Annotated in this window: 14 protein-coding genes; 6 read left to right on the top strand and 8 right to left on the bottom strand. The window is 72.4% G+C overall.

The features are described 5' to 3' along the window. The first annotated feature begins 143 nt into the window (after positions 1–143). Positions 144–947 carry an endonuclease I family protein gene (locus tag ACZ5VD_RS02015; protein WP_468550617.1) on the top strand — a complete coding sequence of 268 codons (804 nt, stop codon included), beginning with the start codon at positions 144–146 and terminating at the stop codon, positions 945–947. A 67-nt stretch (positions 948–1,014) separates the two neighbouring features. On the opposite strand, the gene ACZ5VD_RS02010 is transcribed toward ACZ5VD_RS02015, so the two are convergent. The 4 genes from ACZ5VD_RS02010 to ACZ5VD_RS01995 all read right to left on the bottom strand — a co-directional run bounded on the left by ACZ5VD_RS02010 (position 1,015) and on the right by ACZ5VD_RS01995 (position 6,272). After that, complete coding sequence (locus ACZ5VD_RS02010; protein ID WP_468680224.1) at positions 1,015–1,992, bottom strand: phosphotransferase enzyme family protein; 978 nt, start codon at positions 1,990–1,992, stop codon at positions 1,015–1,017. Between the two features lie 112 nt (positions 1,993–2,104). Continuing rightward, positions 2,105–3,790 (bottom strand): thiamine pyrophosphate-binding protein, encoded by a 1,686-nt coding sequence (locus tag ACZ5VD_RS02005; protein ID WP_468550524.1) that lies wholly within the window; start codon positions 3,788–3,790, stop codon positions 2,105–2,107. Next, the gene (speB, locus tag ACZ5VD_RS02000) at positions 3,787–4,755 is read right to left on the bottom strand and encodes an agmatinase (protein ID WP_468550525.1); all 969 of its coding nucleotides are present in this window, start codon (positions 4,753–4,755) and stop codon (positions 3,787–3,789) included. Before speB ends, ACZ5VD_RS02005 begins: the two co-directional genes overlap by 4 nt. Positions 4,756–4,811: 56 nt before the next feature. Continuing rightward, entirely contained in the window at positions 4,812–6,272 is a 1,461-nt protein-coding gene (locus ACZ5VD_RS01995) for a sodium:solute symporter family protein (protein WP_468550526.1), read from the bottom strand. A 122-nt stretch (positions 6,273–6,394) separates the two neighbouring features. Between ACZ5VD_RS01995 and ACZ5VD_RS01990 the strand changes: the two genes are divergently transcribed. Further along, entirely contained in the window at positions 6,395–7,861 is a 1,467-nt protein-coding gene (locus ACZ5VD_RS01990) for a PucR family transcriptional regulator ligand-binding domain-containing protein (protein WP_468680222.1), read from the top strand. Positions 7,862–7,943: 82 nt separating this feature from the next. After that, positions 7,944–8,732, top strand: coding sequence for a phosphatase (locus ACZ5VD_RS01985; RefSeq protein ID WP_468550528.1), 789 nt, complete (start codon positions 7,944–7,946; stop codon positions 8,730–8,732). On the opposite strand, the gene ACZ5VD_RS01980 is transcribed toward ACZ5VD_RS01985, so the two are convergent. From ACZ5VD_RS01980 to ACZ5VD_RS01965, 4 genes are all read right to left on the bottom strand, one after another. Beyond that, the gene (locus ACZ5VD_RS01980; protein ID WP_468550529.1) at positions 8,671–9,708 is read right to left on the bottom strand and encodes a cation diffusion facilitator family transporter; all 1,038 of its coding nucleotides are present in this window, start codon (positions 9,706–9,708) and stop codon (positions 8,671–8,673) included. The genes ACZ5VD_RS01985 and ACZ5VD_RS01980 overlap by 62 nt on opposite strands. An 18-nt stretch (positions 9,709–9,726) precedes the next feature. Continuing rightward, positions 9,727–10,599 carry an acyl-CoA thioesterase gene (locus tag ACZ5VD_RS01975; RefSeq protein ID WP_468550530.1) on the bottom strand — a complete coding sequence of 291 codons (873 nt, stop codon included), beginning with the start codon at positions 10,597–10,599 and terminating at the stop codon, positions 9,727–9,729. 51 nt (positions 10,600–10,650) lie between these two features. Beyond that, positions 10,651–11,808, bottom strand: coding sequence for an acyl-CoA dehydrogenase family protein (locus tag ACZ5VD_RS01970; RefSeq protein WP_468550531.1), 1,158 nt, complete (start codon positions 11,806–11,808; stop codon positions 10,651–10,653). Positions 11,809–11,928: 120 nt separating this feature from the next. Then, positions 11,929–12,522 (bottom strand): SACE_7040 family transcriptional regulator, encoded by a 594-nt coding sequence (locus ACZ5VD_RS01965; RefSeq protein WP_468680220.1) that lies wholly within the window; start codon positions 12,520–12,522, stop codon positions 11,929–11,931. A gap of 108 nt (positions 12,523–12,630) precedes the next feature. Between ACZ5VD_RS01965 and ACZ5VD_RS01960 the strand changes: the two genes are divergently transcribed. The 3 genes from ACZ5VD_RS01960 to ACZ5VD_RS01950 are packed head-to-tail and all read left to right on the top strand — an operon-like array spanning position 12,631 to position 17,317. Then, the gene (locus ACZ5VD_RS01960; protein WP_468550533.1) at positions 12,631–14,247 is read left to right on the top strand and encodes a carboxyl transferase domain-containing protein; all 1,617 of its coding nucleotides are present in this window, start codon (positions 12,631–12,633) and stop codon (positions 14,245–14,247) included. A gap of 14 nt (positions 14,248–14,261) precedes the next feature. Beyond that, positions 14,262–16,292, top strand: coding sequence for an acetyl/propionyl/methylcrotonyl-CoA carboxylase subunit alpha (locus ACZ5VD_RS01955; protein WP_468550534.1), 2,031 nt, complete (start codon positions 14,262–14,264; stop codon positions 16,290–16,292). Further along, the gene (locus ACZ5VD_RS01950; protein WP_468680218.1) at positions 16,289–17,317 is read left to right on the top strand and encodes a hydroxymethylglutaryl-CoA lyase; all 1,029 of its coding nucleotides are present in this window, start codon (positions 16,289–16,291) and stop codon (positions 17,315–17,317) included. Before ACZ5VD_RS01955 ends, ACZ5VD_RS01950 begins: the two co-directional genes overlap by 4 nt. The last annotated feature ends 4 nt before the right edge of the window (positions 17,318–17,321 follow it).

The raw sequence follows: 17,321 nt of genomic DNA, 5'->3' as shown, positions 1-17,321 counted from the left end.
ACGTCAACTCGCGTAGACAAGGGGCGATTTGCCGGAACCGGTCACGTGATGGACACGCGCCGTCCATTTACACGGCCGCATGTACATGCCACTCTCCCGATTGCCGCCTCCGTTCAACCCGCGTAGATGGGACCCCCCTCATGCTGGCGACAACACGAATACGCCGCTGGAAGCCGGTGGCACTGGCCACCGTGGCCGTCCTGGCCGGACTCACCGTGCCGGCGGTGACCGCGACCCCCGCCGCGGCCACCACGACCGCGTACGACACGACGTACTACAAGAACGCGGTCGGCAAGACCGGGACGAGCCTGAAGTCCTCGCTGCACACGATCATCAGCAGCCAGACGAAGATCTCGTACTCCGCGGTCTGGAACGCCCTCAAGGTCACCGACCAGGACCCGAACAACAGCAGCAACGTGATCCTGCTGTACAGCGGTGTCTCGCGGAGCAAATCCCTCAACGGCGGTGACGTCGGCGACTGGAACCGCGAGCACACCTGGGCCAAGTCCCACGGCGACTTCGGTGAGGCGACCGGTCCCGGCACCGACCTGCACCACCTGCGTCCCGCGGACGTCCAGGTCAACAGCATCCGCGGCAACCTGGACTTCGACAACGGCGGCAGCGCCGTCACCAACGGCGGCGGCAGCACCGTCGACTCCGACTCCTTCGCGCCGCGCGCGGCGGACCGGGGCGACGTGGCCCGCATGATCCTCTACATGGCCGTGCGCTACGAGGGTGACGACGGCTGGGCCGACCTGGAGCCCAACGAGAAGGTGGGCAACGGCAGCAACCCCTACATGGGCAAGCTCGCCGTACTCAAGGCGTGGAACGAGGCGGACCCGCCCAGCGCCTTCGAGGAGAAGCGCAACCAGGTGATCTACGACACCTACCAGCACAACCGCAACCCGTTCATCGACCACCCGGAGTGGGTCGAGGCGATCTGGTAGGACCGGCACCCGGTCCGCACCACGCACACCGGGCGCGGTGCCCCCACAGCACCGCGCCCACCTCCGGTCAGCGCCCCTGGAGGACTTCGGCCAGTCGGGAGACGGCGGCCGGGTCCGGCGGGTTCCGCAGCAGGGCGACGACCTGGGCGCTCCCGAACGCGCGTTGCGCGTCGGTCACCGTCGCGTCGGTCGCGCACTCCGCCTGCACCTGGACGTAGTTGAGGAACGTCGCGAAGAGCATCGCGAACGAGCCGGGGCCCTTGACGGCTCCGGGGCCTCCGGCCTCCCGGTACGCCTTGACCAGTCGGCGCGCGGCCTCGGCGTCGAAGTCGTTGCCGCCCGCCCAGACGTACACGGCACGGGCGAGTTCGCGTTCCGCCGAGACGGGTCCGGCGTTGTCCCAGTCGAGGAGGACCGGACCGGCCGCGCCGACCAGCACGTTCGGGGGCTGCAGGTCGAGGTGGGACGTCACCAGGTCGCCTGGGCCCGACGGCGTGACGTGGCGGGTCAGCTCCGGGGCCGAGGTGGCGACGAAGCGGCCCAGGTCGTCCGACCACGGCATGCCCGCCCGGTGGGTCTCCTGGTGCAGTTCCTCCCAGTCGGCGGCCCGCGGGCACTGTTCGTACCAGGCGCCCGGCGTCTCGCGCGCCCCCGCGCCGGCCCGGTGGAGCAGGGCCAGGGTCCGGCCGCACCAGCCCAGGATCTCCGGGTCGGTGGCGTCCGCCGGCGTTCCGTCGACCCAGTCGTACAGCTTCACGTAGGAGCCGCCCAGCGCGGGGGCGAGCTGTGACACATGGGCGCCGGCGCGGTTCGGCATGAGGCGCGGTGCGGAGATCCCCCGTTCCTCGGCGGCGTTCCGGAGCGCGGCCTCCCGGTCGACCTGCGCCTCGTCACAGCCGAAGAGCAGTTCCTTGACCGCCCAGGAGGTGCCGCTCCCCGACAGCTTCCAGATCTGGCCGAGCGCGCCCCGGGTGACCGGTGCCGTCGTCCACGGTCCCTCGCCCAACGCGTAGGTGTCCGCGATGAAGTCGGCTGCGCTCTGCATGAAGTGCCCCTCTGTCCCGCCGTGTCGACTGCCCACCGTAGGACGGCACCTCGGGAATCCGCCTCCGGATTCCGCGCGATCCCGGCGCGGGAACCCGTCTCAGGAATCCGTCTCAGTCGAGGTGCGTCGGTGCGAACATCCGCAGGAGCGCGGGCAGGACGACCACCGCGGGACCGGGGGACGCCAGGGCCTTCGCCAGGTCGTCGGCGAGGGTCTCCGGGGACGTGCGTACCCCCGGCACCCCGAACGACTCCGCCAACGCCACATAGTCCGGCCGGGTCAGTTCCGTGGCCGTCGCCTCGCCGAAGGTGTCGGTCATGTACTCGCGGAGGATGCCGTAGCCGCCGTCGTCGACGATCAGCCAGGTGACGTTCATGTCGTACTGGCGGGCGGTGGCCAGTTCGGCGATGGAGTACAGGGCGCCGCCGTCGCCGGACACCGCCAGGACCGGGCGGGTCGGGTCGGCCGCCGCCGCGCCGAGCGCCGCCGGGAAGCCGTAGCCGAGGCCGCCCGCGCCCTGGGCGGAGTGCATGTGGTTGGGGCCCTTGGCGTCGAAGGCCGACCAGGCCCAGTAGGCCAGGATCGTCATGTCCCAGAAGGACGGGGAGTCGGCGGGCAGCGCCTTGCGGACCGACGCCAACACCTCCTGTTCCAGGGTGAGTTCCTGGGCGGCGATACGGTCGGCGACCTTGGCCAGCACCCCGCTCACGCGCTCGGCGGCCTCCGGGTCCTCGCGTTCCGTCACCGTCTCCAGGAGCGCCTGCAACGCCAGTCGGGCGTCCGCGTGGATCCCCAGCGCCGGGTGGTTGGACTCCAGCTTGCCGAGGTCCGCCTCGATCTGGACGACCCGGCCGCGCGGCTTGAACGTGTGGTAGTTCGAGGAGAGTTCGCCGAGGCCCGAGCCGACGACCAGGAGGACGTCCGCGTCCTCCAGGAAGTCCGTGGTGTGACGGTCCTCGATCCAGGACCGCAGGGACAGCGGGTGCTTCCAGGGGAACGCGCCCTTGCCGCCGGGCGTGGTGACCACCGGGGCCCGCAACACCTCGGCGAGTCGCTTCAGTTTGCCCGAGGCGTCCGACCGGACGACTCCCCCGCCCGCGATGATCGCCGGGCGGGCGGCGCGGGACAGCAGGTCGGCCGCCACCGCGGTCAGTTCGGGGCGCGGCGGGAGCTCGTCGGGGAAGGCGTCGCCGCCCGTCACCACCGGGATCGACGTCTGGGCGAGCAGGACGTCCTGCGGGATCTCCACCCACACCGGACCGTGCGGAACGGTCAGCGCCGACTTCCACGCCGCCTCGATCGCGGAGGGGATCTGCGACTGGGTACGGACCGTGTGAACCGACTTCACGACGCCCCGGAACGAGGCGGCCTGGTCGGGGAGTTCGTGGAGGTAGCCGTGCCGGCCGCCGCCCAGCCCCGCGGTCGGGACCTGGCTGCCGATCGCCAGGACGGGGGCGGAGGCCGAGGCCGCCTCCTGGAGCGCGGCGAGGGACGTCAGCGCGCCCGGTCCGGTCGACAGCAGCAGCGGGGCCGCCTCGCCGGTGATCCGGCCGTACGCGTCCGCCGCGAACCCGGCGTTGTTCTCCACCCGCAGACCGATGTACCGCAGGTCCGAGCGGCGCAGCGCGTCGAACATGCCGAGCGCGTGCTGACCGGGCAGGCCGAAGACGGTCGTCGTGCCGAGCGCCGCCAGTGTCTCCACGACCAGGTCTCCGCCGTTGCGGCCGGCCGGGGGGTTCAGAGCGGCGGAGATCTGCGCCTGCGTCGGACGGAGCACCAGGTCGTGGTCGTGGGTCACTTCGCGCGCGCCTCTGCAATCTGACGGGACATGATCGTGGTCAGTTCGTACGCCGTGTGGGATGCGGCCACCGACGTGATCTCCGCGTGATCGTACGCGGGGGCCACCTCGACGACGTCCGCCGAGACCAGGTGGCAGGACGCCAGGCCGCGCAGGATCTCCAGCAGCTCGCGGGAGGTCATGCCGCCCGCCTCCGGCGTCCCCGTGCCGGGCGCGTACGCCGGGTCCAGGCAGTCGATGTCGATGGAGATGTAGAGGGGCCGGTCGCCGATGCGCTGACGGAGCTGGTCGGCGACCTCGTCGACACCGCGCCGCATGACGTCCGCGGACGTCACGATGCCGAAGCCCAGCTTCTCGTCGTCGGTGATGTCCTGCTTGCCGTAGAGCGGGCCGCGGGTGCCGACGTGCGAGAGGGCCGAGGTGTCGAGGACGCCCTCCTCCACCGCCCGCCGGAACGGGGTGCCGTGCGTGTACTCCGCGCCGAAGTAGGTGTCCCAGGTGTCGAGGTGGGCGTCGAAGTGCAGCAGCGCCACCGGGCCGTGCCTCTTCGCCACCGAGCGCAGGAGGGGCAGCGCGATGGTGTGGTCGCCGCCCAGGGTCATCAGGCGGGCGCCGGTGCCGAGCAGGTCGTCGGCCGCCGCCTCGATGGTCTCCACGGCCTCGTGGATGTGGAACGGGTTCGCCGCGATGTCACCGGCGTCCGCGACCTGGGCGAGGGCGAAGGGGGACGCGTCCTGGGCCGGGTTGTAGGGCCGCAGCAGCCGGGACGCCTCGCGGATCGCGTTGCCGCCGAAGCGGGCGCCCGGCCGGTACGAGACGCCCGAGTCGAACGGCACCCCGACCACGGCGACGTCGGCGCGGCCGACCTCGTCGAGGCGGGGCAGCCGGGCGAAGGTCGCGGGACCGGCGTACCGCGGGACGCGGGACGAGTCGACGGGGCCGCGGGGCGTCTCGTGGCTGCTCATGACGTACTGCCTTCTTTCCTACGCTTCATCGCGTATGTACGGCTTCTGCTACGGCTCTAGCGGGGAGTCGGGACGGGTTCGGGCGTGAGTTCGGGGGACCGTCCGGCGAGGCGCTCGCGCCAGGCGGCGAGGACGGCCGCGTCGGTGGGCCTCGTCGCCAGAGAGACGACGAGGTACACGGCGAGGGAGGACAACAGGCCGTAGTAGACGGGCTCGTTGGCGAGGATGCCGAAGGACGCCATCAGGCCGATGACCGCGAGGCCGCCGACGACGACGGCGGCGAGGGCGCCCTCGGCCGTGCCACGCCTCCACAGCAGGCCGCCGAGGATCGGCACGAGGAGGCCGCCGACCAGGAGGTTGTAGGCGACGGTGAGCGCCTCGACGACGTTGTTCAGCGCGATGGCCGTACAGATCACCGCCACGCCCATGACCAGGATGAAGGCGCGGTTGCCCCGGACCTCGTCGCGCTCCTCGTCGCCGGGCCCGACCATCCCCCGCAACCGCGACCAGATGTCGTTGTTCGCGACGGTCGCGCAGGCGATGAGCGCGCCGGAGGAGGTCGACATCACCGCGGCCAGGGCGGCGGCCAGCACCAGTCCCCTGACGCCGACCGGGAGTTCGTCCTTCACGATGGTCGCGAAGGCGTCGTCGGCGTTGGCCAGGTTCGGGTAGAGGACCTTGGCCGCCGTCCCGATGACGGCACCGGCCAGCGCGTACACCAGGCAGTAGGTACCGGCGACCGTGCCGCCCCACCGGGCCGTGGTGTCGCCGCGCGCGGTGAACACGCGCTGCCAGATGTCCTGGCCGATGAGCATGCCGAACGTGTAGATCAGCACGTAGGTGAAGATCGTCTCGCCGCCGATGCCCAGCGGGTCGAAGTACTCGGCGGGAAGCTGCGCCTTCATCTCGCCGAAGCCGCCCGCCTTCACGACGGCGATCGGCAGCAGCAGGAGCAGCACGCCGATGGTCTTCACCACGAACTGCACCATGTCCGTGAGCGTGATCGACCACATGCCGCCGAGCGTCGAGTAGGCGACGACGATCGAGCCGCCGAGGACGATCGCGACCGTGCGGTTCATGTCGAAGAGGACGTCGAAGATCGTGGCGTACGCGATGGTCGAGGTGACCGCGAGCATCAGGGTGTACGCCCACATGACGACGCCGGAGATGACTCCGGCCCGGCCGCCGTAGCGCAGGTCGAGCATCTCGGAGACGGTGTAGACCTTGAGGCGGGCGATGCGGGCGGAGAAGAAGACGGAGAGGGCGAGCAGCCCGAGGCCGATGGTGAAGACCATCCAGGCGCCGGAGAGGCCGTACCGGTAGCCGAGGCCCACACCGCCGATGGTGGACGCGCCGCCGAGGACGATGGCGGCCATGGTGCCGGAGTACATGACGGGCCCCAGGCGACGCCCGGCCACCAGGAACTCGCTCTTCGACCTGGCGCGGCGCATGCCCCACCAGCCCACGGCCAGCATGCCGGCCAGATAGACGACGATCACTGTGTAGTCGACGGCCATGGGACCCTCCTTCGCTCGGTGTCGCCGGCGGGTGACAGGGACCGACACTAGGTGGCCGGAAAGCGCCTGCGAAGTGTACGTTTCATCCATTCGAGCAGCCCTGACCGGAGGAAACGTCCACCGTGCCGGACCCCGCCGTCCCTCCCACCCCACCGGTACCGCTGGCCTCGCTGCTGGCCCGCGAGGACCTGGCCCTGCGACAGATCGCCGGCCCCGCAGACCCGGACCTCGCCGTCCACTGGGCGCACACCTCGGAGATGGCCGACCCGTACCCGTATCTGCTGGGCGGCGAGCTGCTGCTCACGGCCGGCGTGCACATCCCGGAGGCGGCGGGCTCGGGCACCTACTTCGACGACTACGTCTCCCGGATCGTCACGGCGGGCGGCGCGGCCCTCGGCTTCGGGGTGGCGCCGGTGCACGACACCGTGCCGCGGGCGCTGGTCGCGGCCTGCGAGGCGTACGGACTACCGCTGCTGGAGGTCCCGCCGCAGACCACCTTCTCGGGGGTTGCCCGCGCGGTCTGGCAGTTGATGGCCCAGGCCCGCCTGGCCGAACTCCGCCGCGTCACCGAGGCCCAGCAGAGCCTGGCCGCCGCGGCCTCCCGCCCCGACCCGGTCCCCTCCGTCCTGCGGCAGCTCGCCGGGCGCGTGGGCGGCCGGGCGGTGCTGTACGGCCCGGAGGGCACGGAGATCGCGACGGCGGGCCGCAGACCGGCGGACGAGGTGGCGGACGCGCTGGCCGGGCTGGCGTCGGTGGTACGGCCGCCGACCACGGCACAGCGCCCCGCCCCCGCCTCCGCCACCGACACCCTCGCCGGAAGTCAGCTCGCCGCCTACGCCCTGGGTTCCGGGCCGGGTTTCGTGCTCGGAGTGGCCGCGCCGCGACGGGAGGCCGGGGATCACACCATCGTCTCCGTGGCCGCCGTGCTGCTCGCGCTGCTCACCGGCGAGCATCAGAGCGGGAAGGGGGCGGCCCGTTCGTCGGCGCTGGTGCGGCTGCTGCTGGGGGCCGCGCCGGAGGCGGTCGCACCGCTGCTCGGCGGGGCGCGGTGGGTCGTCGTGCACGCCCGGCCGGAGGGTCACGCCCCCGACGCCGTGGCGGCCTCCGCGCTGGGTGCGGCCCTCGGGTCGCCGCTGGTCGACCTGGCGCGGGACGTCGTACGGGTGCTGGTGCCGGGCGACCGGGAACCGGAGCCGCAGCCGGGCTGGACGCTGGGGGTCAGCACCGCCGTCGGCCCGGCCGAGTGGGTCTCCGCCGACGCGCAGGCGGGGCGGGCACTGGCCCGGGCCCGGGCGACCCGGGTGCCGCTGGTGCGCCACGGGGCCCGCCCGGCCCTCGCCGACCTGGTGCCCGAGGCGGACGCCGAGGCCCATGCCCGGGCGCTGCTCGCGCCCCTCGCCCCGGTGCTCGCCGAGACGCTGCGCACCTGGCTGTCGCTGCACGGCAGTTGGGACCGTACGGCGGTGGCGTTGTCCGTGCACCGCAACACCGTGCGGCAGCGGGTCGCCCGGTGCGCGGCGCTGCTGGCGGCCGACCTGGACGACCCGGACGTACGGATGGAGCTGTGGTTCGCGCTGCGGCGGCCCTGAGCACCGCGGGTCACCACGTGACGCACGTCCCAGCGGTCGGGACGAGAGGTGTGCGCGCAGAGGTCTGCCTCACAATGGGGGCATGCCGATATCCGGGACACCCAGCCGCGACGAGCTCGTCGAGCACCTTGTGAAGACCCGTATCGCGGGGGATGTGGCCACCCCGCGCGAGAACAACCTCTCCCATTACCGCCAGCTGGCCAACGGCGTCCGCAACTACTGGCTCGGCCTGGAGCTCGGTGACCGCTGGACCGACGAGCAGGACGTGCTCGCGGTGATGGCGGAGCGGGTCGGCGTGAACGACGACGCGGAGTACCGCTACGGGCAGGACACCATCGACCCCGAGCTGACGGTGGCGGCCCTGGAGCGGATGGCGGGCCGGCTGCGCAAGGCGGCCGACGGGCAGCAGCGGGTGCTCTTCGCCACCGGCCACCCGGGCGGTCTGCTCGACGTGCACCGGGCCACGGCCGCGGCCCTGCGCACGGCGGGCTGCGAGATCGTCGTCATCCCCGAGGGGCTGCAGACCGACGAGGGGTACGTGATGCAGTTCGCGGACGTGGCGGTCCTGGAGCACGGCGCCACGCTGTGGCACACGCACTCCGGGGAGCCGATGAAGGCCATCCTCACCGCCCTGGAACGGGCGGGCCGTCCGCTGCCCGACCTGGTCGTCGCCGACCACGGCTGGGCGGGCTACGCCGGGCAGCACGGCGTGGACTCCGTCGGGTACGCCGACTGCAACGACCCGGCGCTGTTCCTCGCGGAGGCGGAGGGCACCGTCCAGGTGACGGTCCCCCTGGACGACCATGTCGTCAGTCCGCGGCACTACGACCCGATGACGGCGTATCTGCTGGCGGAGGCGGGCCTGGTGTAGCCGGGTCCGGCTCCGGCGCGCCCGGTGTGGGCGTCGGGTCCAGGTAGACGCGGCTCACCGAGGGGAACGCCGCCCGCAGCCGCCGCTCGGCCCGCTCGCAGGCCCACTCGATCTGCGCCGCCGTCGACACGTCCCGGAAGTCGACCTTCGCCGCGACCAGCGCCTCGCGCGGGCCCTGCACGAGGGTCGTCAGTTCGAGTACGGCCTCGATCTCGTCCACGGCCAGCAGCTCCGCCCGGATCCGCTCCCGCATCGGCTTCGGCAGCGGGCGGCCGATGAGCAGTTCGGCGTTGGAGCGGCCGAGGACCCAGGCCACGTACAGGAGCAGCAGGCCGATGAGGAGCGAGGCGGTCGCGTCCCACACCCCGGACCCGGTGAGCTGCCCGCCGAGCAGGCCGCCCGCGGCGAGGACGAGGCCGACGAGCGCGGCCGAGTCCTCCAGGACGACGGCCTTCACCGCGGTGTCGGGGGTGTGGCGGAGGTAGCGCAGGAACGGCGCCCTGAAGCGGGCCGCCTCGCCGCGGGCCTGCCGGACGCCGGTGCGCAGGGAGTAGCCCTCCAGGAGGAACGCGAGGGCGAGGACGATGTACGACACGAGCGGGTCGCCGAGTTCCTCGCCCGCGATCAGGGTGTGGACGCCGTCGTAGATCGAGAAGACGGCGCCGCCGACGAAGGTGGCGACGGCGGCGAGCATCGCCCAGATGTACCGCTCCGGGCCGTAGCCGAGGGGGTGTTCCTCGTCGGCGGGCTTCCCGCTGCGTTTGAGGGCGGTGAGCAGCAGGATCTCGGTGACGGTGTCGGCGACCGAGTGGGCGGCCTCGGAGAGCATCGCACTGGAGCCGCTGATGACTCCGGCGACCGCCTTGGCCAGCGCGATCCCGAGATTGGCGACGGCGGCGACGATCACCGTGAAGGTGCTCTCGCCGCCGCCCTGTTCTGCCTCTGTCCCTGCTTCTGCTTCCCGCTCTTGCGCCATGCCGTCCAGTGTTGCCGATCAGGGGGTGCGCGGGGCGCGGACCACGCCTTCCTGGATGACGGAGATGGCCAGGCGGCCGTCCTGGGTGTAGATGCGGGCCTGGCCGAGGCCGCGTCCGCCGTGGGCCGACGGCGACTCCTGGTCGTAGAGGAGCCACTCGTCGGCGCGGAACGGGCGGTGGAACCACATCGCGTGGTCGAGGGAGGCCCCGACGACGTCACCGACCGCCCAGCCGCCGCGGCCGTGCGCGAGGAGGACCGAGTCGAGGAGCGTCATGTCGGAGACGTAGGTGGCGAGGACGACATGCAGGAGGGGGTCGTCCACGAGTTTGCCGTTGGTGCGGAACCACACCTGGGAGTGCGGCTCGCGCGGCTCGCCGAACTGTCCGTACGGCGGCTCGTCGACGTACCGCAGGTCGATCGCCTCGCGGGCCTCAAGGAAGCGTTCGACGACGTCCGGGGCGATGTGGTCGTAGCCGCGCAGCCGCTCCTGGGAGGTGGGCAGCGTGACCGGGTCCACGGAGGACGGCATGGGGCACTGGTGCTCGAAGCCCTCCTCGTGCCGCTGGAAGGAGGCGGAGAGGGCGAAGATCGGCTGTCCGTGCTGGACCGCGAGGACGCGGCGCGCGGTGAAGGAGCGGCCGTCGTTCATGCGGTCGACGGTGTAGACGATGGGCGCGCCGGGGTCGCCGGTGCGCAGGAAGTACGCGTGCAGCGAGTGGGCGAGACGGTCCTCGGGGACGGTCCGTCCGGCGGCGACGAGCGCCTGGGCCGCGACCTGCCCGCCGAAGACCCGGGGGATGACGGCGGACCGGGAACGGCCGCGAAAGATGTTCTCCTCGATCTGCTCCAGGTCGAGCAGATCGAGGAGATCCTGTAGTGCCTGGCTCATGGAGTCATTTCTACTGGCCAGTAATTTCGGGGGCCTTACCGCTCCATGTCCTTACAGGCCCATGTCCTTCGCGATGATCGACTTCATGATCTCGCTGGTGCCGCCGTAGATCCGGTTGACGCGGTTGTCCGCGTACAGGCGGGCGATCGGGTACTCGTTCATGAAGCCGTAGCCGCCGTGCAGCTGGAGGCAGCGGTCGATCACGCGGTGTGCGACCTCGGTGGTGAACAGCTTGGCGCTGGCGGCCTCGGCGGGCGTCAGCTCGCCCGCGTCCAGGGCCTCCAGGGCGCGGTCGACGACGGCCTCGGCCGCGTCCACCTCGGCCTGGCAGGCGGCCAGCTCGAACTTGGTGTTCTGGAAGGAGGCGACGGTCTTGCCGAAGACCGTGCGGTCCTGCACGTACTCCTTGGCGAACCGGACCGCGGCCTTGGCCTGGGCGTAGGCGCCGAAGGCGATGCCCCAGCGCTCGGAGGCCAGGTTGTGACCGAGGTAGGAGAAGCCCTTGTTCTCCTCGCCGAGGAGGTCCTCGACCGGGACCTTCACGTCGACGAACGCCAGCTCGGCGGTGTCGGAGGTCTTCAGGCCGAGCTTGTCGAGCTTGCGGCCGATGGAGTAGCCCTCGGCCTTGGTGTCCACGGCGAAGAGGGAGATGCCGAAGCGGCGGTCCTCGGCGGTGGGCGCGGAGGTGCGGGCGCAGACGATCACGCGGTCGGCGTGCACACCGCCGGTGATGAAGGTCTTGGAGCCGTTGAGGACGTAGTGCGTGCCGTCCTCGGAGAGCTTGGCGGTGGTCTTCATGCCCGCGAGGTCGGAGCCGGTGCCCGGCTCGGTCATCGCGAGGGCCCACATCTCCTCGCCGGAGACGAACTTCGGCAGGAACCGCTTCTTCTGCTCGTCGGTGGCGAGCATCTTGATGTACGGCAGGCCGAGCAGCACGTGCACACCGGAGCCGCCGAACTGGACGCCCGCGCGCGCGGTCTCCTCGTACATCACGGCTTCGAACTTGTACGAGTCGATGCCGGCGCCGCCGAACTCCTCGTCCACCCGGATGCCGAAGACGCCGAGCTCGGCGAGCTTGTAGTAGAAGTCGCGCGGCGCCTGGCCGGCCGCGAACCACTCGTCGTAGACCGGAACGACCTCGGCCTCGATGAAGGCGCGCAGGGTCTCCCGGAACGCCTCGTGATCCTCGCTGAACACCGTACGGCGCACGTGCCGCCACCTCCACCTGGCTCAAGGTTCCGAATCTAAGCGCTTGCTCAGAACATCACCGTACCGGTGGGTAGGGAGAGGCGTCCAGAGGAGGACCCCCGCGCGCCCCCGTAACGCTCGTCACGCTCGCGCGGCGGCGAAGGCCCCGCGGGCCATCCGGTGCAGCAGCCCCGCCACGGCCCCCCGGCCCGGCAGCGCTCCCGGCCGGCCCAGGTGCGGGGTCGAGTTCAGCAGGCCGAAGACCGAGTGCACGGCCGAGCGGGCGACCGGCTCGGTCAGGGCCGGGTACACCTCGCGCACCACCTCCACCCACAGCTCGACGTACTGGCGCTGCAACTGGCGGACCAGCTTGCGGTCGCTGTCGCGCAGACGGTCCAGCTCGCGGTCGTGGAGGGTGATCAGCGGCCGGTCGTCGAGGGCGAAGTCGATGTGGCCCTCGATGAGGGAGTCCAGGAGCACCTCGGGGCCCACGCCGTCCGCCTCCTGGAAGCGGCGTTTGGCGCCGGTCAGGAGCTGGCCGCTGATGCCGACCAGCAGCTCCGCGAGCATCGCGTCCTTGCCGGCGAAGTGCCGGTAGAGGCCGGGGCCGCTGATGCCGACCGCGGCGCCTATCTCGTCGACGCCGACACCGTGGAATCCGCGTTCGGCGAAGAGGCGGGCGGCCTCCTTGAGGATCTGCTCGCGGCGGGTGGGGGCGTCGGTTCTGGTGGCCATGGAAGCAATTCTAGACAGGGAGGTTAGCGGTCGTTAACCTGATGGAAATGGTTAACGCTCATTAACCGCCCGGCCGCCGGGCGAACAGCTGGGTGAGGGGACCGCAGGATGCAGGAGGCAGCAGAGCTGACCAGCGCGGCAGAGCCCGCGTCGGAGGCCTGGCGGGCCAACGAGGAGGCCCACCGCGCCCTCGTCGGGGAACTGCGCGGCAAGCTGGCCGCCGCCCGGCTCGGCGGCGGCGAGAAGGCCCGGGCGCGGCACACCGCGCGCGGCAAGCTGCTCCCCCGGGACCGGGTCGACACCCTCCTCGACCCCGGCTCGCCCTTCCTGGAGCTGGCCCCCCTCGCGGCCGACGGGATGTACGACGGACAGGCCCCCGCCGCGGGCGTCATCGCCGGGATCGGCCGGGTCAGCGGGCGCGAGTGCGTGATCGTCGCCAACGACGCCACCGTCAAGGGCGGCACGTACTACCCGATGACGGTGAAGAAGCACCTGCGCGCGCAGGAGGTGGCCCTGGAGAACCGCCTCCCCTGTCTCTACCTGGTGGACTCCGGCGGCGCCTTCCTCCCCCTCCAGGACGAGGTCTTCCCCGACCGCGAGCACTTCGGCCGGATCTTCTACAACCAGGCCCGGATGTCGGGGGCCGGGATCCCGCAGATCGCCGCGGTGCTCGGTTCGTGCACGGCCGGCGGGGCGTACGTCCCGGCGATGAGCGACGAGGCCGTGATCGTGCGCGGCCAGGGCACGATCTTCCTGGGCGGGCCGCCCCTGGTGAAGGCCGCCACCGGCGAGGTCGTCACCGCCGAGGAGCTCGGCGGCGGCGAGGTGCACGCGCGGGTGTCCGGCGTCACCGACCACCTCGCGGAGGACGACGCGCACGCGCTGCGGATCGTGCGGACCATCGCCGCCACCCTCCCCGCGCGCGGGCCCCTCCCCTGGGAGGTCCGGGCCGCCGTCGAGCCGAAGGTGGACCCGTGCGGGCTGTACGGCGCGGTGCCGGTCGACTCCCGCACCCCGTACGACGCGCGGGAGATCATCGCGCGCGTGGTCGACGGCTCCCGCTTCGCCGAGTTCAAGGCCGAGTTCGGGCAGACCCTCGTCACCGGCTTCGCCCACATCCAGGGCCACCCGGTCGGGATCGTCGCCAACAACGGCATCCTGTTCTCCGAGTCCGCCCAGAAGGGCGCCCACTTCATCGAGCTGTGCGACCAGCGCGGGATCCCGCTGGTCTTCCTGCAGAACATCTCCGGCTTCATGGTGGGGCGTTCGTACGAGGCCGGCGGCATCGCCAAGCACGGCGCCAAGATGGTCACGGCGGTCGCGTGCGCGCGGGTGCCGAAGCTGACGGTCGTCGTCGGCGGGTCGTACGGGGCGGGCAACTACTCGATGTGCGGCCGGGCCTACTCGCCCCGCTTCCTGTGGATGTGGCCGGGCGCCAAGATCTCGGTGATGGGCGGCGAGCAGGCCGCCTCGGTCCTCGCGACCGTCAAGCGGGACCAGTCGCAGGCGCGCGGGGAGGACTGGTCCGGGGCGCAGGAGGAGGCCTTCAAGGACCCGATCCGCGCCCAGTACGAGCGCCAGGGCAACGCCTACTACGCCACCGCCCGGCTCTGGGACGACGGGGTCATCGACCCGCTCGACACCCGGCGGGTGCTCGGCCTGGCTCTGACCGCGTGTGCCAACGCGCCTCTGGGCGACGCCCAGTTCGGCGTCTTCCGGATGTGAGGGGCTTCCACACGATGTTCGACACCGTCCTTGTGGCCAACCGAGGCGAGATCGCCGTCCGGGTCATCCGTACGCTGCGCTCGCTGGGGGTGCGCTCGGTGGCCGTCTTCTCCGACGCCGACGCGGACGCGCGGCACGTCCGCGAGGCCGACACGGCCGTCCGGATCGGTCCGGCGCCGGCCGCCGAGAGCTATCTGTCCGCCGAGCGGCTGCTGACGGCCGCCGCCCGCACCGGCGCCCAGGCCGTCCACCCCGGCTACGGCTTCCTCGCGGAGAACGCCGGCTTCGCGCGCGCCTGCGCCGCCGCCGGGCTCGTCTTCGTCGGGCCGCCGGCCGAGGCCATCGCGCTCATGGGCGACAAGATCCGCGCCAAGGAGACGGTGCGGGCGGCCGGGGTCCCGGTGGTGCCCGGGTCCAGCGGCAGCGGGCTGACGGACGACCGACTGGCCGACGCCGCCCGGGAGATCGGCATGCCGGTGCTGCTGAAGCCGAGCGCCGGTGGCGGCGGCAAGGGCATGCGACTGGTCCGGGCCGACAGCGCGCTCGCCGAGGAGATCGCCGCCGCGCGCCGCGAGGCCCGCGCCTCCTTCGGCGACGACACGCTGCTCGTCGAGCGGTGGGTCGACCGGCCCCGGCACATCGAGATCCAGGTCCTGGCCGACGGCCACGGGAACGTGCTGCATCTGGGCGAGCGCGAGTGCTCGCTCCAGCGCCGGCACCAGAAGGTCGTCGAGGAGGCGCCGTCCGTCCTCCTGGACGAGGCCACGCGCGCGGCGATGGGCGAGGCCGCGGTCCAGGCCGCCCGCTCCTGCGGTTACCGGGGCGCGGGCACGGTCGAGTTCATCGTCCCCGGCCGCGACCCGTCGTCGTACTACTTCATGGAGATGAACACCCGCCTCCAGGTGGAACATCCGGTCACCGAGCTGGTCACCGGGCTCGATCTGGTGGAGTGGCAGCTGCGGGTGGCGGCGGGGGAGCCGCTGTCCTTCGGGCAGCGGGACGTCACCCTCACCGGGCACGCCGTGGAGGCCCGCATCTGCGCGGAGACCGTGTCCGTCAAGGAGGGCGCGCGCGGGTTCCTGCCCTCCGGCGGCACGGTGCTCAGACTGCGCGAGCCGCAGGGCGACGGCGTCCGCACCGACTCCGGGCTCGCCGAGGGCACCGAGGTGGGCAGCCTGTACGACCCGATGCTGTCCAAGGTGATCGCGTACGGGCCGGACCGCGCCACCGCGCTCCGCAGGCTCCGCGCCGCCCTCGCGGAGACGGTCACCCTGGGGGTGCCGACCAACGCCGGGTTCCTGAGGCGGCTGCTCGCGCATCCGGCGGTCGTGGCGGGCGAGTTGGACACGGGGCTGGTGGAGCGGGAGGCCGAGGGCCTGGTCCCGACCGAGGTGCCGCGGGAGGTGTACGCGGCGGCGGCGCTCCTGCGTCAGGCCGCCCTCGGCGCGCGGGCGCCCGGCTGGTCGGACCCGTTCTCCGGCACGGACGGCTGGCGACTGGGCGGTGAACGGGCCTGGACGCCACACCACCTGCGGGTGACCGGGCACGACCCGTGCACCGTCCGCGTGCGCAGCACGTCGGACGGCGGAACCGAGGTCCTCCTCGACGGCTCGGAGACCCCCCTGCGGGCACGGGCGGGCCTGCCGCCGGGCCCCGACGGCGACCCTCGCTTCACCCTCCACCTCGACGGCGTCGCCCACACCTTCGCCGCCCTGCCGGGAGGCGGCTGGCTGGGCCGCGACGGCGACGCCTGGCAGGTGCGGGACCACGACCCGGTCGCCGCCTCGCTCTCCCGCTCCGGGCACGCGGGCGCCGACTCGCTCACCGCCCCCATGCCCGGCACGGTCACCGTCGTGAAGGTCGCCGTCGGCGACGAGGTCGCCGCCGGACAGAGCCTGCTGGTCGTCGAGGCGATGAAGATGGAGCACGTCATCTCCGCCCCGCACGCCGGCACGGTCGCCGAGCTGGACGTGGCGCCGGGCACGACGGTCGCCATGGACCAGGTACTGGCGGTCATCGCCCCCACCGCGGAGGAGACGGCATGAACACTCCGCGACCGGACCTCCCCGGGGCCACGCCCGACCCGGGCCTCCAGAAGGCCACTCCCGAACCTGGCCGCGCCCGGAGCGCGCCCGAACCCGGCCTCCCCGTGGCCGTACCGGCCCCGGGGCTGCCCGCGCGCGTCCGTATCCACGAGGTCGGCGCGCGGGACGGCCTGCAGAACGAGAAGGGTGTCGTCCCGACCGAGGTCAAGGCGGAGTTCGTCCGCCGGCTGGCCGGCGCGGGGCTGACCACCATCGAGGCCACCAGCTTCGTCCACCCGAAGTGGGTGCCCCAACTGGCCGACGCGGAGCGGCTGTTCCCGCTCGTCGCCGACCTGCCCGTCGCACTCCCGGTGCTGGTGCCGAACGAACGCGGCCTGGACCGGGCGCTCGCGCTGGGCGCCCGGCGGGTCGCCGTCTTCGCCAGCGCCACCGAGTCCTTCGCCAAGGCCAACCTCAACCGCACGGTCGACGAGGCGCTGGCCATGTTCGAGCCGGTGGTGGCGCGGGCGAAGGCGGAGGGCGTCCATGTCCGCGGCTATCTGTCGATGTGCTTCGGCGACCCGTGGGAGGGGCCGGTCCCGATCCCGCAGGTCGTCCGCGTCTGCCGGGCCCTGCTCGACCTGGGCTGCGACGAACTGAGCCTGGGCGACACGATCGGGGTGGCGACACCGGGTCATGTCCTCGCCCTGCTCACCGCGCTCACCGAACAGCGGGTGCCCACCGACGTGCTGGGCGTGCACTTCCACGACACGTACGGCCAGGCGCTCGCCAACACCGTGGCGGCGCTCCAGTACGGCGTCACCACGGTCGACGCCTCCGCGGGCGGCCTCGGCGGCTGCCCGTACGCGAAGTCCGCGACCGGCAACCTCGCCACCGAGGACCTCGTGTGGATGCTTCGGGGTCTCGGCATCGACACCGGAGTGGATCTCGGCCGTCTCGTCGCCACCAGCGTCTGGATGGCCGACCAACTGGGCCGACCCAGCCCGTCCCGCACAGTCCGAGCCCTGTCCCACAAGGAGCAGTGAACGA

This window comes from Streptomyces sp. NPDC032822, from assembly GCF_055578825.1.
This window is presented reverse-complemented; position numbering and strand designations above follow the sequence as displayed.

Excerpts from the sequence above, each read along its gene's own strand:
- ACZ5VD_RS01995 (WP_468550526.1), bottom strand. The coding sequence starts at position 6,272 with ATGGCCGTCGACTACACAGTGATCGTCGTCTATCTGGCCGGCATGCTG.
- ACZ5VD_RS01975 (WP_468550530.1), bottom strand. The coding sequence starts at position 10,599 with ATGAGCCAGGCACTACAGGATCTCCTCGATCTGCTCGACCTGGAGCAG.
- ACZ5VD_RS01985 (WP_468550528.1), top strand. The coding sequence starts at position 7,944 with ATGCCGATATCCGGGACACCCAGCCGCGACGAGCTCGTCGAGCACCTT.
- ACZ5VD_RS02010 (WP_468680224.1), bottom strand. The coding sequence starts at position 1,992 with ATGCAGAGCGCAGCCGACTTCATCGCGGACACCTACGCGTTGGGCGAG.
- ACZ5VD_RS01955 (WP_468550534.1), top strand. The coding sequence starts at position 14,262 with ATGTTCGACACCGTCCTTGTGGCCAACCGAGGCGAGATCGCCGTCCGG.
- ACZ5VD_RS01950 (WP_468680218.1), top strand. The coding sequence starts at position 16,289 with ATGAACACTCCGCGACCGGACCTCCCCGGGGCCACGCCCGACCCGGGC.
- ACZ5VD_RS01980 (WP_468550529.1), bottom strand. The coding sequence starts at position 9,708 with ATGGCGCAAGAGCGGGAAGCAGAAGCAGGGACAGAGGCAGAACAGGGC.
- ACZ5VD_RS01965 (WP_468680220.1), bottom strand. The coding sequence starts at position 12,522 with ATGGCCACCAGAACCGACGCCCCCACCCGCCGCGAGCAGATCCTCAAG.
- speB (WP_468550525.1), bottom strand. The coding sequence starts at position 4,755 with ATGAGCAGCCACGAGACGCCCCGCGGCCCCGTCGACTCGTCCCGCGTC.
- ACZ5VD_RS01960 (WP_468550533.1), top strand. The coding sequence starts at position 12,631 with ATGCAGGAGGCAGCAGAGCTGACCAGCGCGGCAGAGCCCGCGTCGGAG.